Genomic DNA, 21418 nt, shown 5'->3' with positions numbered 1-21418 from the left:
CCAGCACATTCAACATAGGTGTTGTCTGTCAGTCCGCCTTCGCGAGCAAGCCCGCTCCCACATTTGATCTCTGTCGGGCAGAAGATCTTTTACAAAATGCGAACGCGCAGCGAACGGCCTTTGATCTTGCCGTCGTTCAGGCGCTGCAAGGCTTGTTTGGCGATCCCGCGTTCAACAGCCACATACGCCTGGAAGTCGAAAATCGCGATCTTGCCCACCTGAGCCCCCGGAATACCGGCGTCGCCCGTCAGTGCACCAAGAATGTCGCCCGGACGCACCTTGTCTTTACGGCCAGCGCCGATGCACAGCGTGCTCATCACCGGCAGCAGCGGTGCGCCGCCTTGGGAGGTGAGGTTGTCGATTTGATCCCAGCTCAACGGCGACTGTTGCAGTTTCTCGATGGCCTGGGCGCGGTGCGCTTCGGACGGGGCGACGAGGCTGATCGCGATGCCTTTCTCGCCGGCGCGACCGGTACGGCCAACGCGGTGGATGTGGATTTCCGAGTCACGGGCCAGTTCGACGTTGATCACCATGTCCAGCGCATCGATGTCCAGGCCGCGGGCGGCGACGTCGGTGGCAACCAGTACCGAAGTACTGCGGTTGGAGAACATCGCCAGTACCTGGTCGCGGTCACGCTGTTCCAGATCGCCGTGCAGGCCGACGGCGGAAATGCCTTTGGAGGTCAGGTGGTCAACGGTTTCCTGAACCTGCTGCTTGGTAAAGCAGAACGCCACGGTGGACGCCGGGCGGAAATGGCCGAGCACCTTGGTTACGGCGCTCATGCGCTCTTCCGGGGAGATTTCGTAGAAGCGCTGCTCGATCTGCGTGTCGTCGTGGAATGCCTCGGCCTTCACGATCTGCGGGTTGCGCATGAACTTCGCGGCCAGCTGCTTGATGCCCGTCGGGTAGGTCGCGGAGAACAGCAGGGTCTGGCGGCGTTCCGGGGTCTGGGCAATGATTTCTTCGATGGAATCGTAGAAACCCATGTCGAGCATGCGGTCGGCTTCGTCGAGAATCAGCGTGTTCAGGCCATGCAGCACCAGCGAACCTTTGCGCAGGTGCTGCTGGATGCGGCCCGGGGTGCCGACGATGATGTGCGCGCCGTGCTCCAGCGAACCGATCTGCGGGCCGAACGACACGCCGCCGCACAGGGTCAGGACCTTGATGTTGTCTTCGGCGCGGGCCAGGCGACGGATTTCCTTGGCGACCTGGTCGGCCAGCTCACGGGTCGGGCAAATGACCAGCGCCTGGCAACCGAAGAAGCGCGGATTGATTGGGTTCAACAGGCCGATACCGAAGGCGGCGGTTTTGCCGCTGCCGGTCTTGGCTTGCGCGATCAGGTCCATCCCCTTGAGGATCACCGGCAAGCTTTGCGCCTGGATCGGCGTCATCTGGGCGTAACCGAGGGAGTCGAGGTTAGCCAGCATGGCGGCGGACAGCGGCAAAGTATTAAAAGCGGTGGCGATGGTGGTCACGGGACTGGCCTGCAAAACAAAATGTCGCGCAGTGTATCAGTCCCGCGGCCATTCGCCCTAAGGCTCTATGTGCTCTTCCGGACGTTTGACGCGCCGTCCGTCTTCCTTTGAGAGCTGGGAGAAGATCGTCGCGGCCAGCATCGCCATGATTCCGACCGTTACAAAGGTCAGCTGGAACGCCCCCAGAACCGTGTCCACGCCGTCGTTGCCAACCTCTGCGGTGAACCCGCCGAGCAGCGCACCGGCACAGGCAACGCCGAGGCTCAGGGACAATTGCGCGACCACTGACAACAAGCTGTTGCCGCTGCTGGCGCTGGCGTCGTCGAGGTCGATCAGGGTCACGGTGTTCATCGCGGTGAACTGCAACGAGTTGATCGCGCCGAGGATCGACAGCATCACCAGCAGCAACCAGTACGGCGTTTGCTCGCTGACCAACCCCATGCTCGCCAGCATCAACCCCAGCGCCAAGGTGTTGCCGGTCAGCACGATGCGATAGCCCAAACGTTCGATCAGCGGTCGCGCCACCGACTTGGCGACCATCGCTGCCGCCGCCAGCGGCAACATGCTCATCCCGGCCTGGGACGGCGAATAACCCAGCGCTATTTGCAGCAGTAACGGCACGAGGAACGGCAGGGCGCCGCTGCCCAGGCGGGCGAACAGGTTGCCGAGGATGCCTACGGCAAACGTCCGGGTCTTGAACAGCGACGGCGCGAACAGCGGATTATCGATGTGCCCGGCGCGCAACCAATACGCCGCCAGACACGCCATGCCGCCGAACAGCAGCAACATCACACGCAAGTGCGGCAGGTGCAGTTCTCCGAGGCCTTCCATGGCGATGGTGATCAGCACCATCGCCGCGCCAAACAGCAAGAAGCCGAGGCTGTCGAAGCGGGTGCGTTCGCTGCCACGCAGGTCGGGGATGAACCTCCACACCGCGTAGCAACCGACGGCGCCCACCGGCAGGTTGATCAGGAAGATCCAGTGCCAGGTCAGGTATTCGACCATCCAGCCGCCCATGGTCGGACCGATCAACGGACCGAGCAGGCCGGGAATGGTGATGAAGCCCATGATCCGTACCAGTTCCGAGCGCGGGTAGGCGCGCAGCACCACCAGTCGCCCGACCGGTAGCATCAGCGCGCCGCCCAGACCTTGAATCACACGCGCGCCAATCAGCATGCTCAGGGTACTCGACAGCGCGCAGAGCAACGAGCCGAGGCTGAACAGCAAAATCGCGCCGAAGAAGATTTTCTTGGTGCCGAAACGGTCGGCGATCCAGCCTGAGGCAGGGATCAGCAAGGCGACGGTGAGCATGTAGGCGATGATCACGCCCTGCATGCGCAAGGGGTTTTCAGCCAAGTCTCGGGCCATGGCGGGCAGGGCGGTGTTGAGAATAGTGCCGTCGAGGGATTGCATGAAGAAAGCGATCGCGACAACCCACGGAACCCAGCGGGCGGTGACAGCGTCGAGAGGCGGGCGGTTGGGCATGGGACCTCTTGCAGTGTGAATCAAATAGTCCGTGGTGACTTCTTCGCGAGCAGGCTCGCTCCCACATGGACAGCGAACATCCTGTGGGAGCGAGCCTGCTCGCGAAGCTTTTTACAGCGTCAACGTAAGTCGGCTGACGAGCCCCCCCGGCAACAACGCCGAGGCCGTAGCCCGCTGACTGTACGTGCTCGCCGACAACATCAGCTCGCGCTCTTCGGTCAAAGCCTCCAGCTGCGATCCCAGCAAACTGTAGGCGCTGTCATCAAAGCGCATGGTGCTCACCGGCGCCTGAATCTCGCCGTTCTCGACCCAGAATGTCGCAAACCGCGTCATGCCGGTCAGGCGTGCCGCCGGCTGATCCGAGTAGTTCAGGTACCACAGGTTGCTGATGTACAGCCCGGTGCCCAGTTGCTTGAGAATCTCTGCGTCAGGCAACTCGCCGGCCGCCATGTTCAACGCGCTCGGCATTTCACCACCGCTGGCGCCGTTGGCGGTCAGGCCATACTCCGCAGCACTGCGCGAGCCCACCAGTTGCGCGCCGGCCTTGCCTTCGACGATCAACCCGAGATCGCTGCGCGGATAACCTTCGCCGGAAAATGCCGGGCTCAGGGAGCCGCTGATCTTCTCATCCAGCGAGACCAACGGGCTGAACGAACTGTCGCCTGCGTAAAGCTTCTGCAGCGGACTGTTTTTGCTGGCAATCGACTGTGCTGAAAAACCGCCCCAGCCCAGTATGTCCATGATTTCTCCCAGGGCTGCCGGAGCCAGGTAGGCACGGTACTGACCCGGTGGAAGGGTGCGTTGCGGTCTGCCTAGAAACGCCAACTGCTCGCGCGCCAGCGCAAAGCGCCTGGTAAACCCTTCACTGCTCCATTCGTGCCCGGCGTAACTGGCTTTCACCGCCTGGCCGTTTTCATGAAACAGGCTGAAATCGAAGTTGAAGCTGTTGGCCTGATGCCATCCAAGCGCACCCGACGAACTGGCAAAGCCGCGGCTGATCGGGCCGGCAGCATAAAAACCCACCAGGTCCAGTCCCTCGGCAGCCTGGGTGATTTCGGCTACAACCTGCTCGGTGTCCGGCAGTGGATGATCCTGCACGTTCTTGCTCTGCCAGTCGTTGTGATTGAGCAGCAGGTAAGGATCCTGCGGCAGCAGCGGCAAGGTTTCGCGCAACTGTTGCAGCCCTTCGGCCAGACGCTGAACGTCCACGTCGGGGTCGCCTGCCAGCGTGATGTCGAGGTCAGCATGCCGGCCATCATTGATCAGTTTGAAACCGACGCTCGCCTGCTGCACCTGCCCGGCCTGACGGACCTTGGCGTGGTTGAAACGCACGAAGGCCGAGGACTCGGCGGCGTAGCTGAGGGTGAACTGTTCCGGCTCGCGAATCGCATCGCGCAGCCAGTTGACCAAAGCCTTGAACGACTCGGCCTGATTTTTTGAAGTACTCATCAGGCATCTCCCCCAAACACATCCACATTGCTGAACACGCAGGCTGGCGACGCATGGCCGACGCGGATCACCTGATTCGGTTCGCCCTTGCCGCAGTTCGGTGTGCCCAGAACCTTGACGGTGTTCGCATCGCCGACAGCGCTGAGGCTTTTCCAGAACTGAGCGGAAATCGCCCGGTAGTTGGGGTTCTTCACCACGCCTTTGAGTTCGCCGTTTTCGATCAACTGCGCCCATTCGCAGCCGAACTGGAATTTGTTGCGCGCATCGTCGATGGACCACGAGCGATTGGTCGACATCATGATGCCGTGTTCGATGTTGCCGATCAGTTGCTCCAGCGGTTGATCGCCGGGCTCGATGTTCAGGTTGGCCATGCGGTCGATTGGCGGGCGGTTCCAGCCACAGGCGCGGCTGTTGGCGACGCCGTCCATGCCGGCACGGAATTGCGACAGCGCACCGCCCAGTGGGCGCAGCAGCAAACCTTCTTTAATCAGAAACTGTTTACTCGCGGCAGTGCCGTCGTCGTCATGACCGTAACTGGCGAGCTGCTCGGGGATGTCCGGGTCGAAGGTCACGTTGAGCAGTTTGGAGCCGTATTGCAGGCGGCCGAAGTCTTCTGCCTTGACGAAACTGGTGCCAGCGTAATTGCGTTCGTCGCCCAAGATGCGGTCCAGTTCCAACGGGTGACCGATGGATTCGTGGATCTGCAGCATCATTTGGTCCGGCATCAACAGCAGGTCGCGCGGGCCTTGCGGGGTGTTCGGCGCCAGCAGCAATTGCAGCGCCTGGTCGGCGATTTTCGGGCCGGCACCCACCAGGCCGCAGCGGCTGATCACATCGAAGCCGCCTTGCTGGCCGAAGTTTTCACGGCCCAGGGTGCGGGTCTGGCTGTCGCTGCCGTCATAGGCGGTGACATCCAGACCCGGGTAGACGAAACGTTGAGCCTGACGCAGTTCGGCGCCGGCGCTGTTGAGGTAGATCTGCTCGACGTGGGTGATGCCGATGCTCACCTGCCAGTTCACCACTCGCTCGTCCTTGGGCACGGCGGCGGATTCGGCGCCGAGCAGTTGGTAGCAGTCGCTCAGGGACGGGAAGGGTTGGTCCAGATTCGGCGAAAAGTAGTCGGCGCGGTCGCTGGAGACGGCTTGCTCACGCAGGTCGAGCAGGGCGTGGGGCTTGAGTCGGCGGGCTTGCTGCTCGGCTCGCTCCAGCGCGGCTTGAAGGCCGGATTGGGACAGGTCGTTGGTCGCGGCGTAGGCTTCGACGCCGTTGACCCGAACGGTCAGCATCGCGCCTTCGTCACGGCTCAGGCTCGGCGGTTCGGCAACATTCTTGCGCACTGAGAGGTACTGACCGGACTCGCGCACATAACGCAGCGAAAAGAATTCAGCGCCCGTGCGCAAGGCAGCGAAGCGCTGCTTGAGCTGGGGGTGGAAATCGAACATTCGGGAACCTCCTTGGTATGGGGTTGCGATGTATCGGTATTGCGAGGGGGTGAAACGTTTGCGTGGCGCTAGATTAGGCCTGGGCGGGGGTAGGATCAAGGGCGGAGCGGTGTAGGAAAGGATTACGCGGTGTGTTGCTGGAAGTGATGTGCTGTTTGATCGGGCCCCTTCGCGAGCAAGCCCGCTCCCACTTTGGATTTGTGAACGACACAGATCACATGTGGGAGCGGGCTTGCTCGCGAAGGCAGCGCCGCGGTGTTGCGGCTTACTGCGAAGTCAGGCTCACATCCCGCAGCGGCTTGCCACGCACCGGTGCATCGCCGGCCACGAAGTAGGCGGCCGTGCTGCGCGGCAACGGCTGGCGACCACGGATCTTGTCGGCGATTTTCTCGGCGATCATGATCGTTGGCGCGTTCAGGTTGCCGGTGGTGATGATCGGCATGATCGAGGCGTCGACCACGCGCAGGGCTTGCATGCCATGTACACGGCCTTCGGCATCAACTACCGCCATTTCGTCGGTGCCCATCTTGCACGAGCATGACGGGTGGAACGCGGTTTCGGCGTGTTCGCGGATGAACTTGTCCAGCTGCTCATCGGTTTGCACGTCGATTCCCGGGCTGATTTCGCGGCCACGGAAAGCGTCCAGTGCAGGCTGTTGCATGATTTCACGGGTCAGGCGGATGCCGTCGCGGAATTCCTGCCAGTCCTGCTCGGTGGCCATGTAGTTGAACAGGATGCTCGGGTACTCGCGCGGATCCTTGGACTTGGCCTGAATACGACCGCGACTCGGCGAACGCATGGAACCCATGTGCGCCTGGAAACCGTGCTCTTTCACGCCGTTGCTGCCGTTGTAGTTAATCGCGACGGGCAGGAAGTGGTACTGAATGTTCGGCCAATCGAATTCTTCGCGGGTACGGATGAAACCGCCGGCTTCGAACTGGTTGCTGGCGCCGATGCCGGTGCCGTTAAACAGCCACTCGGCACCGATGGCCGGCTGGTTGTACCAGAGCAGCGACGGGTACAACGAGACGGGTTGGGTGCACGCGTATTGCAGGTACAACTCGAGGTGATCCTGCAGGTTTTCGCCGACGCCTGGCAGGTCGTGGACCACCGGGATGTCGAGCGTGTTCAGCAGTTCGGCAGGGCCGACACCGGAACGTTGCAGAATCTGCGGCGAAGCGATGGCGCCGGAGCACAGCAGCACTTCTTTGCGGGCGCGAGCTTCAACGCGTTCTTCTGCGGCGCCGATCAAGTAACGCACGCCGACTGCACGCTTGCCTTCAAACAGAATCTTGTCGGTCAGGGCGTGGGTGACGATGGTCAGGGTCGAGCGCTTCTTGGCGATGTCCAGGTAACCGCGAGCGGTGCTGGCGCGACGGCCATTCGGCGTCACGGTACGGTCCATCGGACCGAAACCTTCCTGCTGATAACCGTTGAGGTCTTCGGTACGCGGGTAACCGGCTTGCACGCCGGCTTCAACCATCGCGTGGAACAGCGGGTTGTTGCCGGCTTTCGGCGTGGTCACGCTGACCGGACCGTCGCCACCGTGGTAATCGTTCGCGCCGATGTCCCGAGTTTCAGCCTTGCGGAAGTACGGCAAGCAGTTCAGGTAGTCCCAGTCTTCCAGACCTGGCAGTTTCGACCAGTTGTCGTAGTCCATCGCGTTGCCGCGGATGTAGCACATGCCGTTGATCAGCGAAGAACCACCCAGGCCCTTGCCGCGACCGCATTCCATTCGGCGACCGTCCATGTGTGGCTCTGGATCGGTTTCGTAGCCCCAGTTGTAGCGACGACCTTGCAGCGGGAACGCCAGGGCGGCCGGCATTTGCGTACGGAAGTCCAAGCGGTAGTCCGGGCCGCCTGCTTCGAGCAGCAGAACGGTGACGCCTTCGTCTTCAGTCAGACGGGTCGCCAGGGTGTTACCGGCCGAGCCGGCACCGATGATGATGTAATCGAATTCTTGGGACATTAAATGCACCCTCTTTGAAAGTGGTCAGGTCGCCTGTAGCAGCTGCCGAGGCACGAGGCTGCGTTGGGCCGCGCAGCGGCCCCCTGAGGGCGGTCCTGCGGACGCGCAACGCAGCCTCGTACCTCGGCAGCTGCTACAGGGTTTTCAGCCGGGGCTTAGAAAACCGAGGCGTAATCGCCCAGTTCGACCTGTACCGATTTGATGCGTGTGAAGTTGTTCAGTGAGCTGATGCCGTTTTCACGGCCCACGCCCGACTGCTTGTAGCCGCCGACCGGCATCTTGGCGTCGGACTCGCCCCAGGCGTTGATCCAGCAGATACCCGCTTCCAGTTGGTGAATCACGCGGTGAGCGCGGTTCAGGTCTTTGGTGACGATGCCAGCTGCCAGGCCGAAGTCTGTGTCGTTGGCACGACGGATCACTTCTTCTTCGGTGTCGTAGGTCAGGATGGCCATGACCGGGCCGAAGATTTCTTCACGAACGATGGTCATCTCGTCGGTGCAGTCGGTGAACACGGTCGGCGCCACGAACGCGCCTTTGGCGAATTCGCCTTCGGTCAGACGGCTGCCGCCGCACAGAACGCGAGCACCTTCCTCCTTACCTTTAGCGATGTAGCCCAGCACGCTTTCCATGTGGGCGAAGCTGACCAGCGGGCCGAAATTGGTGTTTTCGTCTTCCGGGTTGCCGATGCGGATGCGCGCAACGCGCTCAGCGATCTTGGCTTCGAAAGCCGCTTTCAGGTGAGTCGGTACGAACACGCGAGTGCCGTTGGTGCAGACCTGACCGGAACTGTAGAAGTTGGCCATCATTGCGGTGTCGGCGGCGCGATCGAGGTCGGCGTCGTCAAAAATGATCAGCGGGGATTTGCCGCCCAGTTCCATGGTCACGTCTTTCAGCGAAGACGCGGAAGCGCTCGCCATCACCTTCTTGCCGGTGTCGGTGCCGCCGGTGAAGGAGATTTTTTCGATGCGTGGGTGCTCGGTCAACCAGGTGCCGACTTCACGGCCGCTGCCGGTCAGCACGTTGAACACGCCAGCTGGAACGCCAGCTTCGGTATAGATCTCGGCCAGTTTCAGGGTCGTCAGGGACGTGACTTCGCTTGGCTTGAAGATCATCGCGTTACCGGCTGCCAGGGCAGGGGCGGATTTCCACAGGGCGATCTGGATCGGGTAATTCCACGCGCCGATACCGGCCACAACGCCCAGCGGCTCGCGACGGGTGTAGACGAAAGACGTGGTGCGCAGCGGGATTTGCTCGCCTTCGATGGCCGGGACCAGACCTGCGTAGTACTCCAGCACGTCAGCGCCGGTGACGATGTCGACGTAACGGGTTTCGGAGTACGACTTGCCGGTGTCCAGGGTTTCCAGGGCGGCCAGTTCATCGTTGCGCTCGCGCAGGATGTCCACGGCACGACGCAGGATGCGCGAACGCTCCATGGCGGTCATGGCGGCCCAGATTTTCTGGCCCTTTTCAGCGCTGACCACAGCGCGCTCAACGTCTTCCTTGGTCGCACGCTGTACGGTTGCGAGGACTTCACCGTTAGCCGGGTTGATGGCTTCGAAGGTGGCGTCGCCGAGGGCAGAGGAGTAACCGCCATCGATGTAGAGTTTTTGCAATTCGAAACGGGCCATAGTGTCCTCGCAAGTGCATAAGTGGTTGGCGTAGGCCGCTGGGGTGATGCCATAAGGTTGTGGCAACACCGATCAGCAGCAGTTCAGGGGTTGAGCGTTTTATGTGTGCTCTAACTCACCTGCTTGGCCAATTGGAAATCCATGTATTCGTAAGCGATCTGGTGCGCCTGCCCGGTGTCGAAAGCATCTCCCGACAGCGCGCCGCGCAACCACAAGCCGTCAATGAGGGCTGCCAGGCCGCGGGCGGCGATGCGCGCTTGATCAAGCGGCAACACACGGCGGAACTGGCAGCACAGGTTGGAATACAGGCGGTGATCGTTAATCCGCTGCAACCTGTGCAATGACGGGTGGTGCATGCTGGTGGCCCAGAAGGCCAGCCAGGTTTTCATTGCCGGGCCATTGACCTGGCTGGCGTCGAAGTTGCCTTCGATGATCACCTGCAGATGCGCCCGTGGGCTGTCATCTGTCAGCGCCTGACGGCGCGCGGTGACGTTCTCGCTGAGGACACTCATCAGGTACTGCGCCGTGGCAGCGATCAGGCCGTTCTTGTCCTGAAAATAGTGACTGATGATGCCGTTCGAGACACCGGCCAAACGGGCGATCAGCGCAATGCTGGCGTCCCCCATACCGACCTGATCTACCGCCTGCAATGTGGCTTCGATCAACTGCTGGCGGCGGATGGGTTGCATACCGACCTTGGGCATCTTGCACATCTCCTTAGGCCTTCCGGCGGACGTGAAACGTCTATCGGATTGAGGGCCAGTCTATTTTGTTTTGATTGAACGTTCAATCAACAAAGAATAAGATCTGCGACAATTCGTCGCTGCCTACAGGTTTTTCCTACGTGTAGTTGGCGGAAAAACGACATCCGAAAACGCTCGAAACCCGCGCGCACTGGCGCTCCCGGGTTTCGGGCTTTTTTCGGGGTGTCTTTATATCACCCGCCGGTCGGCTGCCAACTAACCGATTGGTCGGGTACCGCGTTGCCTTGTGTTCTTCTCCCGCACTGCCCGGAGCATCTGTGCCATGAGTTCTGCCTCTCTAATAAAGACCCCACCCGAGAAGGTGACGGTCAACGGTTGGGTGTTCTACACCTCTACCGCGTTGATCCTGCTGTTGACCGCCATTCTGATCATCGCCCCGCAAGAGGCCGGCAGATTGCTTGGTATTGCCCAGGCCTGGTTGTCCCGCAGCTTCGGCTGGTACTACATGGTGGTGATCGCCGCTTACCTGGTCTTCGTGCTCGGCCTGGCGTTTTCGTCCTACGGCAAACTCAAGCTGGGCAGCAAGGACGACACCCCGGACTTCAGCTACGGCGCCTGGGCGGGGATGCTGTTCTCGTCGGGTATCGGCATCTCGCTGTTGTACTTCGGTGCTTCCGAGCCGCTGGACCACTACTTCAATCCGCCGGAAGGCGTGGCCGGCAGCAACCTCGCGGCACGTCAGGCGGTTCAGCTGACGTTCCTGCACTGGGGCCTGCATGGCTGGGCGATCTACGCGTTGGTCGGCTTGGCCGTGGCGTATTTTGCTTACCGCCATAACCAGCCGCTGGCATTGCGTTCGGCGCTGTATCCATTGGTGGGCGAGCGTTGGGTCAAAGGCGCGGCCGGGCATGCGGTGGACGGCTTTGGCATGTTCGTGACCCTGCTGGGGCTGGTGACGAACCTGGGGATTGGTTCGCTGCAAGTGTCGTCGGGCCTGGAAAACCTGTTCGGCATGGAGCACAACAACACCAACCTGCTGATCGTGATCATCGTGATGAGCACCGTGGCGACCATCGCTGCCGTGTCCGGCGTGGAAAACGGTATTCGCCGTCTGTCCAACCTGAACATCGTGCTGTTCAGCGGTCTGCTGATTTTCGTGCTGCTGTTCGGCCCGACCCTGCACCTGCTCAACGGCTTCGTGCAAAACGTCGGCGACTACCTGAACAGCGTAGTGCTGAAGACCTTCGACCTCTACGTCTACGAAGGCGACAGTGAGAAGTCCGACCGCTGGTTGGGCCTGTGGACCCTGTTCTACTGGGCCTGGTGGATTTCCTGGGCCCCATTCGTGGGCATGTTCATCGCGCGTATTTCCCGTGGTCGCACCGTGCGTGAACTGGTGGCCGGTGTGCTGCTGATCCCGCTGGGTTTCACCCTGGCGTGGCTGTCGATCTTCGGTAACTCGGCCCTGGACCTGGTGATGAACCACGGGGCGGTGGAACTCGGGAAGACGGCGCTGGAACAGCCGTCCATGGCGATCTATCAGTTGCTGGAGCATTACCCGGCGTCGAAGGTTGTGATTGGCGTGTCGATCTTTGTCGGCTTCGTGCTGTTCCTGACCCCGGCGGATTCCGGTGCGGTGATGATGGCCAACCTTTCATGCAAGGGCGGCAACGTCGACGAAGATGCGCCGCACTGGCTGCGGATCTTCTGGTCGGCGGTGATTACGCTGGTGACGATCGGCCTGTTGTTCGCCGGTAACTTCGAAGCCATGCAAACCATGGTAGTGCTGGCCGGTCTGCCGTTCTCGGTGGTGCTGGTGTTCTTCATGTTCGGCTTGCACAAGGCCATGCGCCAGGACGTGCAGATCGAACAGGAGCAAGCGGAACTCGCAGCTCGCGGTCGTCGTGGTTTCAGCGAGCGTTTGACTCAGCTGGACTTGCAGCCGAATCAGTCGATCGTTCAGCGCTTCATGGACAAGCAAGTCAGCCCGGCGCTGGAAGAGGCCACGGTGCAACTGCGCGCTCAGGGTCTGGATGTGCAAACGTTGCTGGGCAAGGCCAAGCGTTGCATGGGCCTGCGGATCGAGATGGAAGAGGGCAACCCTTTTGTCTACGAAGTGAGCCTGGACGGCTATCTGGCAGCGGCGAGCGACACGGTTTCGGCTGAGAGTGCTGATGAACCGCGCGCACGTTACTACCGCGCCGAGGTGTACTTGCACAACGGCAGCCAGGATTACGACTTGATGGGCTTCACTCAGGATCAGATCACCCGTGACGTGCTCGATCAGTTTGAAAGCCATCGGCAGCTCCTTGGCCGGGTCTATAGCTAAAACTAGATAGAACGCGGTGTTTCAGTCTGAAGCACCGCGTCGTGTCCTTCGCGAGCAAGCCCGCTCCCACATTGGATTTGTGAACGACGCAGATCAAATGTGGGAGCGGGCTTGCTCGCGAAGAGGCCATCAGTAGCAAAGCCCCTTTACCCGATGTCCCATAAACAAAAACGCCGCGATCCTCTCGCGGCGTTTTTGTGTCTGCTGCCTTACCCCAGGTTCTTGCCAAGCAGCGCGTGATACAGCTCGCTGTCACCCAGAATCCCGACCACCTTGTTGTTGTCGTGCAGCACCAGTTTATTACCCGTCTGATATCGAATCTGCAGCGCGTCGCGCATGCCGATGTTCGAATCCACCAGCGTTGGTCGACGACCCAACCCTTCAACCGATTGGCCAGGAATCCAGTTCTGCAGGTCCAGGCTCGCGCCGTTCTGGCGTGCGCCTTTGATGGTGTTGCCTTCGGCCAAGTCCAGCCAGGAATCGCCGCCCGGATCGAGGCATACCGAACCGTTGATGCGTTTGCAGTTGTCCAGCGTGCGCATCAGGCTGCGACCGCACAACACGTTCAGCGGGTTGGTATGGGCCACGAAGGTCCGCACGTAGTCGTCCGCAGGGTTGAGGACGATCTCTTCCGGCTTGCTGTACTGGACGATCCGACCGTCTTTCATGATCGCGATACGGCTGCCCAGCTTCAGTGCTTCATCGAGGTCGTGGCTCACGAACACGATGGTTTTGTTCAGCTTGCTTTGCAGCTCCAGCAGTTCGTCTTGCAGGCCCTGGCGGATCAGCGGGTCGAGTGCCGAGAACGGTTCGTCCATCAGCAGAATGTCGGCGTCCATCGCCAGCGCGCGGGCCAGGCCCACACGTTGCTGCATACCGCCGGAGAGCTCGTCCGGCTTCTTGTTGCGCCACTGGGTCAGGCCCACCAGCTCAAGTTTTTCATCGACCAGTTTTTTCCGTTCCTTCTCAGGTCGTCCCTGCATTTCCAGGCCGAAGCTGATGTTCTCGCGAACGGTCAGCCAAGGCATCAGGGCGAACTTCTGGAACACCATCGCAATGCGCTTGGTGCGCATCATTTTCAATTCCACCGGGGTGCAGGAAGCGATGTCGATCTGCTTGCCTTCGTGCTCGACGAACAACTTGCCGCGGCTGACGGTGTTGAGGCCGTTGATACAGCGTAGCAAGCTGGATTTGCCGGAGCCGGACAAGCCCATCAGCACGCAGATTTCACCTTTTTCGACATCCAGGCTGGCCTTTTCGACGCCGACAATCTGCCCGGTCTTTTTCAGGATCTGATCGCGGGTCATGCCCTGATCGAGGAGTTTCAAGGCCTCGCGCGGGTCTTTGGAGAAGATTACGTCGACGTCTTCGAAGCGAATAATGCTCATGCGTCACCCCCTACTTTGGCTTCGGGTTGTTTGCAGATACGGTCGAGCATGATCGCCAGCAATACGATCGCCAGGCCGGCTTCGAAGCCCAGGGCGATATCAGCAGTGTTCAGTGCGTTGACCACGGGTTTGCCCAGGCCGTCGGCGCCCACCAGTGCCGCGATCACCACCATCGACAGCGACAGCATGATGCACTGGGTGATACCGGCCGCGATGCTTGGCATGGCGTAGGGCAGTTCGATGCGCGCGAGCAGTTGACGGCGCGAGCAGCCGAAGGCTTTGCCGGCGTCCATCAATTCTGCGGGAACATCACGGATACCCAGGTAGGTCAGGCGGATAGGCGCGGCAATTGCGAACACCACCGTAGAAATCAGGCCCGGGACCACACCCAGACCGAAGAGGGTCAGGGTAGGAATGAGGTACACGAAGGTCGGCACGGTCTGCATCAGATCGAGCACCGGACGCATCAGTGTGTAGAACATCGGTTTGTGCGCGGCGACGATGCCCAACGGCACGCCGATGACCACGCAGACCAGGGTGGCGAACAACACCTGGGCAAGGGTTTCCATGGTTTCCTGCCAGTACCCCAGATTGAGGATCAGCAGGAAGGAGGCGATGACAAAAACGGTCAGTCCCCACTTTCGTTGAATGAAGTGTGCCAGTAGCGCGATGAGGCCGATCAATGCCAGCGGGTTGAACCAGGTCAGCGCAAAAGTCACGCCGTGGATCATCGTTTCCAGTGACACGGCGATTGCGTCGAAGGTGTTGGCGCCGTGTTGCGTCAACCATTCAACGAAGCCCGCGATGTACTGGCCTAGAGGTATTTTCTGATCAATCAGCATGGTAGTGAACGTCCGCATGCAAGGAAATAAACAGCCCGGGCGAGCGAACTCGCCCGGCGTAAGCGATTACTGCGCGAGTTTGGCTTTCACGGCCTCCAGGCCTGGTTTACCGTCAATGGTGGTCACGCCAGCGAGCCAGGTATCGAGGACCTGTGGATTCTTTTTCAGCCAGGCCTTGGCGGCCGCGTCAGGCTTCATTTTGTCGTCCAGGACGTTGCCCATCAGGGTGCTTTCCATGTCCAGAGTGAACTGCAGGTTTTTCAGCAGCTGACCCACGTTGCTGCATTCTTGCGCATAGCCCTTGCGGGTGTTGGTGTAGATGGTTGCCTGGCCGAAGTTCGGGCCGAAATACTCGTCGCCGCCGGTCAGGTACTTCATCTTGAAACGCGTGTTCATCGGGTGTGGTTCCCAGCCCAGGAACACCACGGCGGTGTTGCGGCGCTGGGCGCGATCGACTTGCGAGAGCATGCCTGCCTCGCTGGACTCGACCACCTTGAAGCCGGCGGCTTTCAAGCCGAAGGCGTCCTTGTCGATCATGCTCTGGATCAGACGGTTGCCGTCGTTACCCGGTTCGATGCCGTAGATCTTGCCGTCGAGTTCTTTCTTGAACTTGGCGATATCGGCGAAATCTTTCAGACCTTTGTTATACAACTCTTCCGGGACGGCGAGTGTGTATTTTGCGTTTTCCAGGTTGGCGCGCAGGGTGTCCACGGTGCCGGCATCGCGGTAGGCCTTGATGTCGTTTTCCATGGTCGGCATCCAGTTACCCAGGAATACGTCCATGTTCTTGCCGTCGGCCAGGGACTTGTAGGTCACCGGTACGGAAATCATCGTGGTTTTGGTCTTGTAGCCGAGGGCATCGAGAACGACGCTGGTGGTGGCGGTGGTGACGGTAATGTCAGTCCAGCCGACATCGGAGAAGTTTACGGTGCTGCATTGAGCCGGTTCGGCGGCTTGAGCCAGAAACGGCAGACTCAGCATGGCGGCCAACAACAACGACGGGGAACCTTTCATGGATGGACTCCTTGGTGTTTTTTTTGGCAGTGTTCCGACTGGACCACCGCACTTATAGGTTGCGGTTGGATGGCGTTTTGGAGACAGCTCTACCACGGCGCCTTGCAATCGAGTCGATACGATCATGTACCAGTGAAAATCTGACGCCTACAGGGGGCGTCGTAACCAGTACAGGGATGGTCGCATCCAGTGTCGGTGACGTCGTTTACAGCTTTTTTCAGCCCTCTTTGCCCCTCTGATCCGCAAAAAAACGGCGAAAACGCAGCGTCAAACGCCCGCGGCGTTAGTGGGCATGAGTGCGTCGGTGTGAGACGTCGAACGACATGGCAAAAGCCTGATGATGCGGCCATCTCGGCGGATTGCAGCTTCAGCGTAGCAGCTCCGTCACTGGGCGCTTTTGCGTCTGGAGTTGGCACATCCAGGAGTTCGGCAGTAATGGCTATCAGCGTTTTCGACCTGTTCAAAATCGGCATTGGCCCTTCCAGTTCGCACACCGTGGGCCCTATGCGGGCCGCGGCGTTGTTCGTGCAAGGTTTGCGTGAGCAGGGTCTTTTGGAACAAGTGCGTCGCGTCGAAGTTCAGCTTTATGGGTCGTTGTCGGCCACCGGCATCGGTCACGGCAGCGACAACGCGGTGATCATGGGCCTGATGGGCGAGTGGCCGGATGCGATCGATCCGTCGCAAATCGGCATCCGCATCGAAACCCTGCGCGAGACTCACACGCTGTTGCTCGACGGTCGCTTGTCGGTCCCTTTCATCTGGGCCCGGGACATGCGCCTGATCGACGAAAACCTGCCGTTCCATCCCAATGCCATGACCCTGATCGCCGAAGACGATAACGGCGAGCTGCATCGCGACACCTACTATTCCATCGGCGGCGGCTTTGTCGTTGATGAGGCACAGGCTTCAAGCGGCGTGGTGGATCTGGATCGCACGGTGTTGCCGTACGATTTCTCCAGCGCCGTCGAACTGCTCAGCCTGTGCCAGAAGCACAACTTGCGCGTTGCCGAATTGATGATGGCCAACGAGAAGGTCTGGCGCAGTGAAGAGGAAATTCGCGCCGGCCTGATGAAACTCTGGCGCGCCATGCAGGATTGCGTCGAACAAGGCCTCAAGCACGAAGGCATCCTGCCCGGCGGACTTAATGTGCGCCGTCGTGCGGCCAAGTTGCATCGCAGCCTGCAAGAGCTGGGGAAACCTAACGTAATCGGCTCAACGCTGAGCGCCATGGAGTGGGTCAACCTGTTCGCCCTGGCGGTCAACGAAGAAAACGCCGCGGGCGGGCGCATGGTCACGGCGCCGACCAATGGCGCGGCGGGGATCATTCCGGCGGTGTTGCATTACTTTATGAAGTTCAGTGAGGTGGTGACCGATGCCAACGTGGTCGACTATTTCCTCAGTGCGGCGGCGGTAGGGATTCTGTGCAAGAAGAACGCTTCGATTTCCGGTGCCGAAGTCGGTTGCCAGGGCGAAGTCGGTTCGGCCTGCGCCATGGCGGCGGCCGGGTTGGCGGAGATCCTAGGCGCCACACCGGAGCAGCTGTGCAACGCGGCGGAGATCGGTCTGGAACACAATCTCGGTCTGACCTGCGACCCGGTGGGCGGGCTGGTGCAAGTGCCGTGCATCGAGCGCAACGCGATTGCCGCGGTTAAAGCGATCAACGCGGCGCAAATGGCGCTGCGTGGCGATGGTCAGCACTTTATTTCGCTGGATCGGGTGATCCGCACGATGCGCGATACCGGTGCCGATATGCATGACAAATATAAAGAGACATCGCGCGGTGGGTTGGCGGTTAGCGCGGTTGAGTGCTGAAACCGTAGCGAAACCTTCGCGAGCAGGCTCGCTCCCACAGGGAATGCGGTCAACTGTGGGAGCGAGCCTGCTCGCGAAGGCGTCAGACCAATCAAAACTGCGCGCTAAGTGAACACCTGAATCGAAACGCGCCACGTTTTGGCGCGTCGCTTACAGATAAGCGACTTCACCCAGGTCAGGGATCCAGATTGGCCATTACCGCCTGTCACCTGTGCTTGCGGTGACACTCTCCATCAGGTCGCCGTAGCCCTGTTCCCACAAGTGCTACCGATTTGCTCACGCCCAACGGGGCAGAGCGCCTGCCGCCGATAATGGCACTTATAACCCCCACTCTGCGCACGGCTTATATAGACACGCCGCGACGTCGTTTTCAGGAGTTATTGAACGGCCATTCAACTTTAGGCATGGCAATTGCTCTGTCATTACAAAGCCCGTCTCCCACGCGAGAACGATGGCAATAACAAGAGCCTCCGCCTGAGGCCATCACCCGCTTTGTGTGAGGAGATACCGCGATGACGACGTTCAACTCCGGGGCTCAACCCCAGAACCGTGCGCCTCAATCCATCGGCTTTTTGCTGCTGGACAATTTCACGCTTATTTCTCTGGCCTCCGCAGTAGAACCCCTGCGCATGGCCAACCAATTGTCCGGCCGCGAGCTGTATCGCTGGACCACACTCACCGTCGACGGCGGTCAGGTCTGGGCCAGTGACGGTCTGCAGATCACTCCCGACTGCTCCATGCACAAAGCTCCCGCCCTGGACACCATCATTGTCTGCGGCGGTATTGGCATCCAGCGCACTGTTACCCGCGAACACGTGTCGTGGCTGCAAAGCCAGGCGCGTCAGTCCCGCCGTCTCGGTGCGGTCTGCACCGGCAGCTGGGCCCTGGCGTGCGCCGGCTTGCTGGATGGTTTCGATTGCAGCGTGCACTGGGAATGCCTGGCCTCGATGCAGGAAGCTTTCCCGCGTGTGGCCATGAGTACGCGTCTGTTCACCCTCGACCGTAACCGTTTCACCAGTTCCGGCGGCACCGCGCCGCTGGACATGATGCTGCACCTGATCAGCCGCGATCACGGTCGTGAACTGTCGGCCGCGATCTCGGAAATGTTCGTCTACGAGCGCATCCGCAACGAGCAGGATCACCAGCGTGTGCCGCTCAAGCACATGCTCGGCACCAACCAGCCGAAATTGCAGGAAATCGTCGCGCTGATGGAGGCCAACCTGGAAGAGCCGATCGATCTCGACGAGCTGGCGGTGTACGTCGCGGTGTCGCGTCGTCAGCTGGAGCGACTGTTCCAGAAATACCTGCACTGCTCGCCGTCGCGTTATTACCTGAAACTGCGTTTGATCCGTGCTCGGCAACTGCTCAAGCAAACGCCGATGTCGATCATCGAAGTGGCATCGGTGTGTGGTTTCGTTTCCACACCACACTTCTCCAAGTGCTACCGCGAATATTTCGGCATTCCGCCGCGTGACGAGCGCGTAGGTTCCAACACCACGCAACAAGTGGCGATGATGCCGCTGCCACAAGCGTTGGTGCTGTCGCCGTTGTCCGGGCCGTTGTCGGCGTTGAGTCAGGCGCGCAACGAGTCGACGTTCGCTAGCGTAAGGCTTTAAACCGAGGCGCCTTCATTCGCGAGCAGGCTCGCTCCCACAGGGAGATGTGATCCAATGTGGGAGCGAGCCTGCTCGCGAAAGCGGTTTATCAGGCGCTACGGCTTTGCTGATACTCCGCCAATGCCGGCAGCAACTGCTTGTCAATGGCCTGGCGCACAGCCGGCAGGATGGTCGCGCTGCTGGTGTACATCTGCTTGACCATGGTCCGCAGTTCCATGGCCCGTTCGTTGTTCAAACCCCGTACCGCGCATTCGCAGGCCTGCTCGGCGGTTGCGCCAGGGGGCACTGCAAATCCCAACGCCTTTAGCTGGCCCAACAGGTCTTCCTGGTCAATCAAATCGGCGTACATCATGACGCAATCCTTCTTCAGGGAACGGTGTCGTGGCTCGATTCTCGTAGCGGTGCACAGTGGCGGCAAGGACGATTTGTCGCAATGGCCGCAATACCTATGAACAGGTCGTTTTCGGCTAACTTGCAAAGGATGGTAGTGGGCACACTGGAGTCAGCTGGCTTCACGAAGGTTTGGTCACCCTCGCGCAACGGCTCCTCAACAGTACCCACCTCTGCCCCGATCCTGTCACGGCTTGATCGGGGCTTTTTTTGGCTGGGGTTTAACGCTGCAGGACGAGGATGCGCGACAGCAATTCATCCCGGTCGACATAGCAACCCTGGAAATGCCGGGCGCCGCTGGCGGGGTCGAAGGCGTTGCGGGCGTGGAGGGTGCGGCGGTTGTCGAAACACCACATTTCGCCGGGTTTTAGCCGCGTCATCACCCGGAATCGCGTTTCGCGGGTCATCGCAATGAAGCGGCGATAGGCGTGATAGAGCGTGGGCATCTGCTCGACCGACGCATCGAACGGACCGCGCAGAAAGTTCGCCATGCGGATTTCCGAAACCTGCCCGAAGGCATCCAGAGCGATGATCGGCGCGAGACAACGGTAGTCGCTGTGGCGGTCTTTATTACGGAACTCCACAGGGATTTCGCAAAGGCTTTTAAACGCCTGGGGATCTTCCTGACGCAAGGCTTCGGCGATGGCAAAACCGTCGACGAAAATACTCTCACCACCGTCCGCGTCATTGACCAGGCAATGCAGAAATTGAAGCCCTGGTTGCAACTCCCGCGTCGGCAAATCGCTATGCAGCGGCAGGTTGAAAGCGGTATAGGCATTGCTGTCGGCATCGGCCTTGGATTGCACGTTGAACAGCACGCCAAAATTGCTCTCGCGGATGAAGGAAATCCGCTGGGCGATCAGCTTCAACGAGCCAGACTCGGTGGGCACACCGCGAACCTGGGTCAGGCCGATATCGCGCACGGCCAGCAACCATTGCAGCAAGGCATCGTTGTCGTTCATCAACGCTTGGTATTCGAACACCGGCAGCTTCAGGTTGCTGTTCCAGAGCTGGCTTTTGGGCTTGGCGCTCCGGCGTTCGGCGCGGGACTCATCATCGTAGGCGTGGGCCCGTAACCAGCCAGGATCGAACCGACTGAGATGGCCGTCCTGCCAATCGACACGCAGGCAGCCTTCGGCATCAATGCTGACGTGCGAGGGTTTCAGATTTTCCGCGACGTCGACGATTTCCAGCACTTGCTCGCGGGTCACGGTGTAGACGCACAGCGGGCACGGACAGTTGTCTCGCAACCATTGATGATGAAACGGGCTGACACGGTCATCGGCCCACTTCACTTGAACTCGGTCCGCCAGGGTTTGTACGGCGGTCAACGCGCTGATCAACGGGTAGGTACGGAAGTCGGCAAAAGCGGCGGCGGTGTTCATGGCGATCTCCTTGTCATTTTTTCGGCGGTAATGCGATCACTCGGCCAATGTAGGCGGGGGCGGGCAGGTCGGCTTGCTCGGCGACGATGGTTTGCAGCTTGCTCAAGGTTTCTTCGCTGAAGGGTGCGGATCGAGGGCCAGCGAGGTCGACGTGCAGCAGCATTTGCTCGTTGCCTGCCAGCTCCTTGTCGTCGCCCACCTGATACAGGCTGTGATAGAGGTGCAGGCGTTTGCTGTCGTGACCGATGATTTGGGTATGCACTTCGACGTCGGCGTCGAGCTTCACTTCGTGCAGGTAATTGAGGTGCAGTTCGAGGGTGAACAGCGAGTTGCCGCTGGCCTCGCGATTGTTGCTGTCCATTCCCAGGCGATCCATCAGCGCATCGGTGGCGTAGCTGAAGATGAGCAGGTAGAAGGCATCGCGCAGGTGGCCGTTGTAGTCGACCCAGTCGGGGATGATTTTGGTTTGGTAGGTGGTGAGGGTGGGCAT

General features: G+C 60.3%; 16 protein-coding genes. 3 read left to right on the top strand and 13 right to left on the bottom strand.

The window, feature by feature from the left end; genetic code table 11:
• Positions 1 to 89: 89 nt before the first annotated feature.
• The 7 genes from dbpA to betI form a co-directional block, all read right to left on the bottom strand.
• Positions 90 to 1475, bottom strand: coding sequence for an ATP-dependent RNA helicase DbpA (dbpA, locus tag ACYZTX_RS27655; protein WP_054044240.1), 1386 nt, complete (start codon positions 1473 to 1475; stop codon positions 90 to 92).
• 57 nt (positions 1476 to 1532) lie between these two features.
• Positions 1533 to 2960 (bottom strand): multidrug transporter subunit MdtD, encoded by a 1428-nt coding sequence (gene mdtD, locus ACYZTX_RS27650; protein ID WP_462036672.1) that lies wholly within the window; start codon positions 2958 to 2960, stop codon positions 1533 to 1535.
• 111 nt (positions 2961 to 3071) lie between these two features.
• Positions 3072 to 4409, bottom strand: coding sequence for a TldD/PmbA family protein (locus ACYZTX_RS27645; protein ID WP_462036671.1), 1338 nt, complete (start codon positions 4407 to 4409; stop codon positions 3072 to 3074).
• Entirely contained in the window at positions 4409 to 5851 is a 1443-nt protein-coding gene (locus ACYZTX_RS27640; protein WP_462036670.1) for a TldD/PmbA family protein, read from the bottom strand. The genes ACYZTX_RS27645 and ACYZTX_RS27640 overlap by 1 nt, the downstream gene beginning before the upstream one ends.
• A 265-nt stretch (positions 5852 to 6116) precedes the next feature.
• The gene (gene betA / locus ACYZTX_RS27635) at positions 6117 to 7820 is read right to left on the bottom strand and encodes a choline dehydrogenase (protein WP_462036669.1); all 1704 of its coding nucleotides are present in this window, start codon (positions 7818 to 7820) and stop codon (positions 6117 to 6119) included.
• Between the two features lie 155 nt (positions 7821 to 7975).
• Positions 7976 to 9448: a betaine-aldehyde dehydrogenase gene (betB, locus tag ACYZTX_RS27630; RefSeq protein WP_462036668.1), complete on the bottom strand. Its 1473-nt coding sequence runs from the start codon at positions 9446 to 9448 to the stop codon at positions 7976 to 7978.
• A gap of 110 nt (positions 9449 to 9558) precedes the next feature.
• Positions 9559 to 10152 (bottom strand): transcriptional regulator BetI, encoded by a 594-nt coding sequence (betI, locus tag ACYZTX_RS27625; RefSeq protein ID WP_462036667.1) that lies wholly within the window; start codon positions 10150 to 10152, stop codon positions 9559 to 9561.
• 379 nt (positions 10153 to 10531) lie between these two features.
• Here betI and ACYZTX_RS27620 point away from each other — a divergent pair, with 379 nt between their 5' ends.
• The gene (locus tag ACYZTX_RS27620; RefSeq protein ID WP_462037122.1) at positions 10532 to 12481 is read left to right on the top strand and encodes a BCCT family transporter; all 1950 of its coding nucleotides are present in this window, start codon (positions 10532 to 10534) and stop codon (positions 12479 to 12481) included.
• A 209-nt stretch (positions 12482 to 12690) separates the two neighbouring features.
• Here ACYZTX_RS27620 and choV read toward each other — a convergent pair whose 3' ends face one another.
• The 3 genes from choV to ACYZTX_RS27605 form a co-directional block, all read right to left on the bottom strand.
• Positions 12691 to 13869 carry a choline ABC transporter ATP-binding protein gene (choV, locus tag ACYZTX_RS27615; RefSeq protein ID WP_462036666.1) on the bottom strand — a complete coding sequence of 393 codons (1179 nt, stop codon included), beginning with the start codon at positions 13867 to 13869 and terminating at the stop codon, positions 12691 to 12693.
• Positions 13866 to 14711: a choline ABC transporter permease subunit gene (gene choW / locus ACYZTX_RS27610; protein ID WP_282380591.1), complete on the bottom strand. Its 846-nt coding sequence runs from the start codon at positions 14709 to 14711 to the stop codon at positions 13866 to 13868. The genes choV and choW overlap by 4 nt, the downstream gene beginning before the upstream one ends.
• Positions 14712 to 14777: 66 nt before the next feature.
• Positions 14778 to 15725 carry a choline ABC transporter substrate-binding protein gene (locus ACYZTX_RS27605; RefSeq protein WP_449645636.1) on the bottom strand — a complete coding sequence of 316 codons (948 nt, stop codon included), beginning with the start codon at positions 15723 to 15725 and terminating at the stop codon, positions 14778 to 14780.
• Positions 15726 to 16160: 435 nt separating this feature from the next.
• Between ACYZTX_RS27605 and ACYZTX_RS27600 the strand changes: the two genes are divergently transcribed.
• Both ACYZTX_RS27600 and gbdR read left to right on the top strand, forming a co-directional pair.
• On the top strand, positions 16161 to 17537 hold the full coding sequence (locus ACYZTX_RS27600; protein ID WP_462036665.1) for an L-serine ammonia-lyase: 1377 nt from the start codon (positions 16161 to 16163) through the stop codon (positions 17535 to 17537).
• 512 nt (positions 17538 to 18049) lie between these two features.
• Positions 18050 to 19153 carry a choline metabolism transcriptional regulator GbdR gene (gene gbdR, locus ACYZTX_RS27595; RefSeq protein ID WP_201198415.1) on the top strand — a complete coding sequence of 368 codons (1104 nt, stop codon included), beginning with the start codon at positions 18050 to 18052 and terminating at the stop codon, positions 19151 to 19153.
• Positions 19154 to 19241: 88 nt separating this feature from the next.
• Here the strand turns inward: gbdR and ACYZTX_RS27590 are convergent, their stop codons facing one another.
• From ACYZTX_RS27590 to ACYZTX_RS27580, 3 genes are all read right to left on the bottom strand, one after another.
• Entirely contained in the window at positions 19242 to 19505 is a 264-nt protein-coding gene (locus ACYZTX_RS27590; protein WP_401354025.1) for a hypothetical protein, read from the bottom strand.
• Between the two features lie 259 nt (positions 19506 to 19764).
• Entirely contained in the window at positions 19765 to 20928 is a 1164-nt protein-coding gene (locus ACYZTX_RS27585) for a gamma-butyrobetaine dioxygenase (protein ID WP_462036664.1), read from the bottom strand.
• Between the two features lie 13 nt (positions 20929 to 20941).
• A complete protein-coding gene (locus ACYZTX_RS27580; RefSeq protein WP_462036663.1) occupies positions 20942 to 21418 on the bottom strand; it encodes a thioesterase family protein in 477 nt (158 codons plus the stop codon).

The organism is Pseudomonas sp. MDT1-17, assembly GCF_054898105.1.
The sequence above is the reverse complement of the archived record's forward strand: the minus strand, read 5'-3'. Positions and strand labels throughout refer to the sequence as shown.

Bases quoted from the DNA above. Each gene is read 5' to 3' on its own strand.
- mdtD (WP_462036672.1), bottom strand. From the start codon at position 2,960: ATGCCCAACCGCCCGCCTCTCGACGCTGTCACCGCCCGCTGGGTTCCG.
- ACYZTX_RS27645 (WP_462036671.1), bottom strand. From the start codon at position 4,409: ATGAGTACTTCAAAAAATCAGGCCGAGTCGTTCAAGGCTTTGGTCAAC.
- ACYZTX_RS27640 (WP_462036670.1), bottom strand. From the start codon at position 5,851: ATGTTCGATTTCCACCCCCAGCTCAAGCAGCGCTTCGCTGCCTTGCGC.
- betA (WP_462036669.1), bottom strand. From the start codon at position 7,820: ATGTCCCAAGAATTCGATTACATCATCATCGGTGCCGGCTCGGCCGGT.
- betB (WP_462036668.1), bottom strand. From the start codon at position 9,448: ATGGCCCGTTTCGAATTGCAAAAACTCTACATCGATGGCGGTTACTCC.
- betI (WP_462036667.1), bottom strand. From the start codon at position 10,152: ATGCCCAAGGTCGGTATGCAACCCATCCGCCGCCAGCAGTTGATCGAA.
- choV (WP_462036666.1), bottom strand. From the start codon at position 13,869: ATGAGCATTATTCGCTTCGAAGACGTCGACGTAATCTTCTCCAAAGAC.
- choW (WP_282380591.1), bottom strand. From the start codon at position 14,711: ATGCTGATTGATCAGAAAATACCTCTAGGCCAGTACATCGCGGGCTTC.
- ACYZTX_RS27605 (WP_449645636.1), bottom strand. From the start codon at position 15,725: ATGAAAGGTTCCCCGTCGTTGTTGTTGGCCGCCATGCTGAGTCTGCCG.
- ACYZTX_RS27600 (WP_462036665.1), top strand. From the start codon at position 16,161: ATGGCTATCAGCGTTTTCGACCTGTTCAAAATCGGCATTGGCCCTTCC.
- gbdR (WP_201198415.1), top strand. From the start codon at position 18,050: ATGACGACGTTCAACTCCGGGGCTCAACCCCAGAACCGTGCGCCTCAA.
- ACYZTX_RS27590 (WP_401354025.1), bottom strand. From the start codon at position 19,505: ATGATGTACGCCGATTTGATTGACCAGGAAGACCTGTTGGGCCAGCTA.
- ACYZTX_RS27585 (WP_462036664.1), bottom strand. From the start codon at position 20,928: ATGAACACCGCCGCCGCTTTTGCCGACTTCCGTACCTACCCGTTGATC.
- ACYZTX_RS27580 (WP_462036663.1), bottom strand. From the start codon at position 21,418: ATGCCCACCCTCACCACCTACCAAACCAAAATCATCCCCGACTGGGTC.